The organism is Klebsiella sp. MS 92-3 (genome assembly GCF_000195655.1).
In the GTDB taxonomy this organism is placed as follows: domain Bacteria; phylum Pseudomonadota; class Gammaproteobacteria; order Enterobacterales; family Enterobacteriaceae; genus Klebsiella; species Klebsiella pneumoniae.
Window position 1 is genome coordinate 21,247 of record NZ_GL882837.1, and the last position, 1,149, is coordinate 22,395.

1 protein-coding gene is annotated in these 1,149 nt (G+C 58.3%); it reads left to right on the forward strand.

Going from position 1 to position 1,149, the window contains the following annotated elements:
- Nucleotides 1-32 precede the first annotated feature (32 nt).
- A complete protein-coding gene (locus HMPREF9538_RS07695) occupies nt 33-998 on the forward strand; it encodes a PDR/VanB family oxidoreductase (RefSeq protein ID WP_009485771.1) in 966 nt (321 codons plus the stop codon).
- The last annotated feature ends 151 nt before the right edge of the window (nt 999-1,149 follow it).

Here is a 1,149-nt window from a genome sequence, read left to right on the forward strand (position 1 = left end):
GCGGGGGGGGATTTTTTTGATGGAGTTCCGCGATGTCTGATTATCAAATGTTTGAGACGATCGTTCGCGATGTTGAACAGATCACCGCTCAGGTTAAGCGTTTTACGCTGGTGTCGCCGACCGGCGCCCCGCTGCCGGGATTCAGCGGCGGTAGCCATATTATCGTCCAGATGCAGGATGGCGAGCAGCGCTACAGCAATGCCTATTCGCTGATGAGCTCGCCGCTGGATACCACCAGTTGGCAGATTGCGGTGCGTCTTGAGTCGCCTTCCAAAGGCGGGTCGCGTTTTATGCATCAGCAGGTGCGACCGGGCGATACCCTGACGGTGTCCACCCCCAATAACCTGTTCGCCATCGAACCGCAGGCGCGAAAACATCTGCTGATCGCCGGCGGCATCGGCATTACGCCGTTTTTAGCGCATATTCCTGAACTGGAACAGCAGCAGGCTGACTGGCAGCTGCACTACTGTTTCCACGACGCCGACAATAATGCTTTCGTCGATGCGCTCAGCGCTGCGCCGTGGCGCGACCGGGTCGATATTCACATATCAGCGCTCGGCAGCCGTCTCGACCTGTCGCGCCTGTTCGCCGATATCGAACCCGGCACCCACATCTATACCTGCGGCCCGGCAGCGCTTAACGAGGCGGTGAAAGCCGCCGCCGAACGGTATCAGGTTCCCGCCAGCCAGCTGCACTTTGAGCAATTTATCGTTGAAGATAAAGGCGGAGAGGCATTTACCCTGGTGCTGGCGCGTTCCGGACGCGAATTTACCGTGCCGCAGGACATGACCATTTTGCAGGTGATCGAGAATAACAAAGCGGCGAAAGTGGAATGTCTGTGCCGCGAAGGGGTGTGCGGCACCTGCGAAACGATGATTCTGGAGGGGGAAGCCGACCACCGCGATCAGTATTACAGCGAGGAAGAGAAAGCCAGCCAGCAGAGTATGCTGATCTGCTGCTCGCGTGCCAAAGGCGGCCGGGTAGTGCTGGATTTGTAAAGCGCACACCGGCAAAACGGCGGTGAGATGGACTGACCCCGCGGAATTGTTCCAACGTACTACCACTCCATGGCGACGAGGTCAGTGGCGCGGATACTATCGGCTTCATCCTCCGCCTGATTAGCTTTCTGTGCGGCACCGGCGATAGCCG